The organism is Terriglobus sp. YAF25, assembly GCF_052113305.1.
Taxonomy (GTDB): domain Bacteria; phylum Acidobacteriota; class Terriglobia; order Terriglobales; family Acidobacteriaceae; genus Terriglobus.
Window position 1 is genome coordinate 1 of record NZ_JBFRCY010000422.1, and the last position, 4452, is coordinate 4452.

Here is a 4452-nt window from a genome sequence, read left to right on the forward strand (position 1 = left end):
GCACTGGGTACCCCATGTCCGGGGTCCCCAACGAACTTGTTCGCTGGGGTGGTGTCCCTCGGGACATGGGGCACCCGGTGCATGGGTTGGTCAAATCTCTACTCCATAACAAACGGCGCAGGCCGCCGCTTTACAACCTGCGACTTCACGATCGATGTACTCGTCTGAGCTTTGTCGATGATGCGGTTAAGAACCTCGTCCAAATGCTGGATCGACCGCAGATAGACACGCGCGACAAAACAATCGTCACCCGTGACACGATCACACTCTGCAACCTCAGGAATCTCCTGAAGCAGCCGCTCCACTGCCAGCAGCTTTCCGGGCAGTGGACGGATACGAACGATCGCCACCATGGGATACCCCATGGCTTCCGCATTCAGATCGAGGGTGAAAGCCCGAATCACGTCGTTCTCCTGCAGCTTCTGCAATCGCTCGGCTACCGCAGGCGAGGACATACCCACCTCGTCGGCAAGACTCTTCAGCGACATTCGTGCATCCACAGAGAGTAGCCGTAGCAGTTCCTGGTCAGTCTGATCCATACATCCCTCACGCCCCTCAGAATCGAAGGAAAAACAAGTCTATCGCTTTCGAAAGCTGTCCAGAATAGAGGAAAGATTGCGGAATGCTATGTATTCCGGAGCCTCAACCTGACAGAATCAAGGGATGGATACACAGCGATTAGGAACTCTGGAGATGTCCGTTGCCATGACAGTCTCCGGCACTATCGGATGGTTTGTCCTGGGCTCGGGAGAGAGCGTTCTTCGTGTGGTGCTATGGCGCTGCATCTTCGGCGCCCTGACACTCTTTCTTGCATGTGCCGCCATGGGGCTGCTGCATCATCTGCGGAATAAGCGCGTCCTTCTGTTGGGATCGCTCGGTGGCGTAACGATTGTCCTGAACTGGCTGCTGCTCTTCAGTGCTTACTCTCGCAGCTCCATCTCGATTGCGACCGCAATCTACAACACCTATCCCTTCATGCTGTTTGTACTGGGTGCGATCTTCTTTGCGGAGAAGATGACGGCGAGCAAGCTGCTGTCGCTGATTGCCGCATTCGCGGGCGTGCTTCTCATCGTGATGGCAGACACAAAGGTTGGCGGTTTCGGATCGCATTATCTGGCGGGCGTCGCCATGGCCTTAGGTGCTGCGCTTTGTTATGCCGTCTGCACCATTCTGATCAAAAAGCTGAGCGGAACTCCGCCTCACATCATCGCGCTGATCCAGGTTGTTGTCGGCATGATCCTGATGGGCCCAATCGCGCACGCTGCACCGTCTACTTCCAAAGGCTGGGGCATGGTCGCTACCATCGGCATTGTGCATACAGGCCTGGTCTACATCCTGCTGTACGGCGCGATTCAGAAGCTCCCCACCCATCTGACGGCAGCTCTGTCCTTCATCTATCCGGCAGTCGCGATTCTGGTCGATATCATCGCACTCGGACGTCGGTTGCATCCGATGCAGATCGCCGGAGCCTGCATCATCTTTCTAGCGGTTGCGGGCATGACCTTTGGATGGAGCTTCAGACGGAGTGAACCTCAGCCAGCCTTATCCGGCTGTGACTGATAGATCTCTTCCACCCGCTCCACCGTATCGATCTCATCGACCGGCTTGTCATCGCGGATGCGCAGAATGCGCGGGAAGCGCAGCGCAAATCCGCTGTTGTGACGGTCACTGCGCATTACGTTGTTGAAGGCGACTTCAAGGATTTTCTTCGGCTCTATCGTGCGGAAGTGACCAAAGTCCTCGAGCGTGTGCTCCTTCATCCACTCGGTAAGCTCCAGAATCTCGGCATCGGTTAAACCGGAGTAGGCCTTGCCTACGTTCAACAGCTCCCCGCCTTCACCGCGCACGGCGAAGGTGTAGTCGCTCAATAGGCCGGCTCTCTTGCCGTGGCCGAACTCGCAGCCGGTGACGACCACATCCAGCGTAGCCAGTTCGCGCTTCAGCTTCATCCACATCAGGCCTCGGCGGCCGGGCTGATAGGTGGAGTCCATCGCCTTCAGCATCACGCCCTCATTGCCGCGTTCACGTGCCTCGCGGTAGGTGCGGTCGATATCATCGGCGTTCTCCACCACAAACGACGGCGACAGGATCAACCGCTCCACGTCAGGCTCCTCGCTGGCAAACAGGCCTCCGGCAGCCTTCTCTACCGGAGACCGGGTAACCGCCGAGATGCGCTCCACCGCTGCTTCCAACTCATTGCGGCGGGCGCGCAACGGAAGGTCGAGTTTGAGTTCRCCGCCGGCATACATCAGGTCGAAGACCATGAAGACAACCGGCACCTGGGCGCGCATGGCATCGTTGACCTTCTTGCGTCCGATGCGAGTACCCAGCACGGCGAACGGCAACGCTCTCCGCCCGGCAATGTCCCAGCCGAGGATCTCGCCGTCCAGAATCAGAGGTTCATTCACCTTCTCGAAGGCTTCGACCAGTTCGGGATAGCTCTCCGTGATGTCGTCGCGGTTGCGGGAGTAGATCGCCACCCGCCCGTCGACACCGCAGTGCACCTGCGCTCGCATGCCGTCGTACTTGTCTTCGACCAGGGCCTCGATCCGCAACGCCTCCACCGGCAGATGCTCGGCCATCGGGACATCAGGATCGGGTTCTTTGGCTTTGAGCTCGACATCCGCCGCCTCCGCTAACTCCTTCGTCGAAGCAAAGCGCTCCACCGCCTCCTCTGGCGTCTCCACCGGTGAGGCCAGCATGAAGCCGAGGGGATGAAACAACCGCATCCGCGCCTCGGCCAGGGTTCCGGCGAAGGCCCGCTCGACGGCCCCGGACAGGTCAGCCTCAAGCATGACGGCGTTTCGGACCGCCCGCACCTCGGTACCCGAAACCTCGGCGATCGCCTCCTCCACCAGGCTCTGTTTCACACCGATGCGCATATCGCCAAGCATCAGCTTGAGCAGGTACTTCGCCTCCAGCGGAGTCGCCCGACGCAGCAGCTCCGTCAGGACATGCTTCCGGGCAGCCGTCGACTTCGCCGATGAGGAGGCCCCAAAGGCTGCTTCTACCTCGTCCAGCACGATCTCCGGCTCCGCCAGCCGGGGCCATAGCTCGGCGGCCGCGGCGCCCAGGTCGCCATGCTTGCGGTAGACGGCCGACATGGTGACGTCAGCCGCGCCAGAGATCGCCTTCACAATGCCGCTCAGCATGGCTCCGCCCGCGTTCAGCTTGCGGTTATCGGCTTCTGAAAACGGGAGTCCGGCCAGGTACTGCGCAAACCGACCCGCCTGCCGGCTGCTCTCGGCCTGCACTTTGGCGATGGCGGCAGCAATCGCGGCCCGCTTTTTCAGGCGACTGGAGGTTCCGGCCAGCTCCTCCGCCAGCAACGCGAGTTCGGCAAACCGGGACATACGCCCTATGATGCCCGAACAAACCGGAGTATCCTAGAGACAGGCATATGCGCAGCCACCGTTCCAACCCGGCCCGCCACGACTTCGCCTAGCTGCGCCAAGTCTGCTGCCCGCTGCGCCGATCTACCGCGCCTCCTCATCCAATTAGAAAGCGTTACCCCTAAGGGCATACCTATGTTTGATCGTCTCCAACAACTCGAAGACCGCTACGACGAGCTCTCGCGCGATCTCGCCGACCCCGGCATCGTCACCGACCAGCAGCGTTACCAGAAGACTGCCAAGCAGCACCGCGACATGGAACCCACCATTGACAAGTTCCGTGAGTACAAGCAGGTGCAGCAGGGCATTGCAGACGCCAAGCTCATGCTCGACGAAACCGACGCCGACATCCGCGCCATGGCCGAGGAGGAGCTCTCCACCCTGGAGAGCCGGCTTCCCGCCATTGAGGACGAGCTGAAGGTTATGCTGCTGCCCAAGGATCCGAATGACGAGAAGAACGTCATCATCGAAATCCGCGCCGGCACCGGCGGCGATGAAGCTTCGCTCTTTGCGGGCGAGCTCTTCCGCCTGTACCTGCGCTTTGCGGAACAGCACCGCTGGAAGGTCGAAATCCTCTCCGAGAGCGAGTCGACTGTCGGCGGCATGAAGGAAGTCGTCGCCATCTTTGAAGGCGACCGCGTGTACTCGCAGATGAAGTACGAGTCCGGCGTACACCAAGAACCGCGAAAAGGCCATGCGCGTTCTTCGTGCCCGCCTCTATGAGGTGGAGATGGAGAAGCAGCATGCAGCCCAGGCCAGCGCCCGCAAGCAGCAGGTTGGCTCCGGCGACCGTTCGGAGAAGATCCGCACCTACAACTTCCCGCAGAATCGCCTGACCGATCACCGCATCGGCCTGACCCTGCACCAGCTTGACCTGATCATGGAAGGCAAGCTGCAGCCTGTGATCGATGCCCTGATCGAGCACGATACGGCAGAACGCCTCAAAGCCGAAGCCACAGCAGCCTAGGGCATTTTCCCTGTTGCTGGGTATCCCGGAAGAATGTACAGCGGCGTTTTCATTGCGGAAAACGCCCATAAATGTGGAGTCCCTACACTACAC

General features: G+C 60.0%; 3 protein-coding genes and 1 pseudogene. 2 read left to right on the forward strand and 2 right to left on the reverse strand.

Going from position 1 to position 4452, the window contains the following annotated elements; translation table 11 throughout:
- Nucleotides 1-98: 98 nt before the first annotated feature.
- Nucleotides 99-539, reverse strand: a complete 441-nt coding sequence (locus tag AB4043_RS17055; protein ID WP_442307603.1) for an Lrp/AsnC family transcriptional regulator — start codon at nucleotides 537-539, stop codon at nucleotides 99-101.
- A 154-nt stretch (nucleotides 540-693) separates the two neighbouring features.
- Between AB4043_RS17055 and AB4043_RS17060 the strand changes: the two genes are divergently transcribed.
- Entirely contained in the window at nucleotides 694-1560 is an 867-nt protein-coding gene (locus AB4043_RS17060) for a DMT family transporter (RefSeq protein WP_442302278.1), read from the forward strand.
- Here AB4043_RS17060 and AB4043_RS17065 read toward each other — a convergent pair.
- Nucleotides 1533-3353, reverse strand: a complete 1821-nt coding sequence (locus tag AB4043_RS17065; RefSeq protein ID WP_442302277.1) for an ATP-dependent DNA ligase — start codon at nucleotides 3351-3353, stop codon at nucleotides 1533-1535. The two genes, AB4043_RS17060 and AB4043_RS17065, sit on opposite strands and share 28 nt — an antisense overlap.
- A 174-nt stretch (nucleotides 3354-3527) precedes the next feature.
- Between AB4043_RS17065 and AB4043_RS17070 the strand changes: the two are divergent.
- Nucleotides 3528-4359 (forward strand): annotated as a pseudogene (locus AB4043_RS17070) (peptide chain release factor 1).
- The last annotated feature ends 93 nt before the right edge of the window (nucleotides 4360-4452 follow it).

Coding starts and splice junctions, on each gene's coding strand:
- AB4043_RS17055 (WP_442307603.1), bottom strand. CDS start 539: ATGGATCAGACTGACCAGGAACTGCTACGGCTACTCTCTGTGGATGCA.
- AB4043_RS17060 (WP_442302278.1), top strand. CDS start 694: ATGTCCGTTGCCATGACAGTCTCCGGCACTATCGGATGGTTTGTCCTG.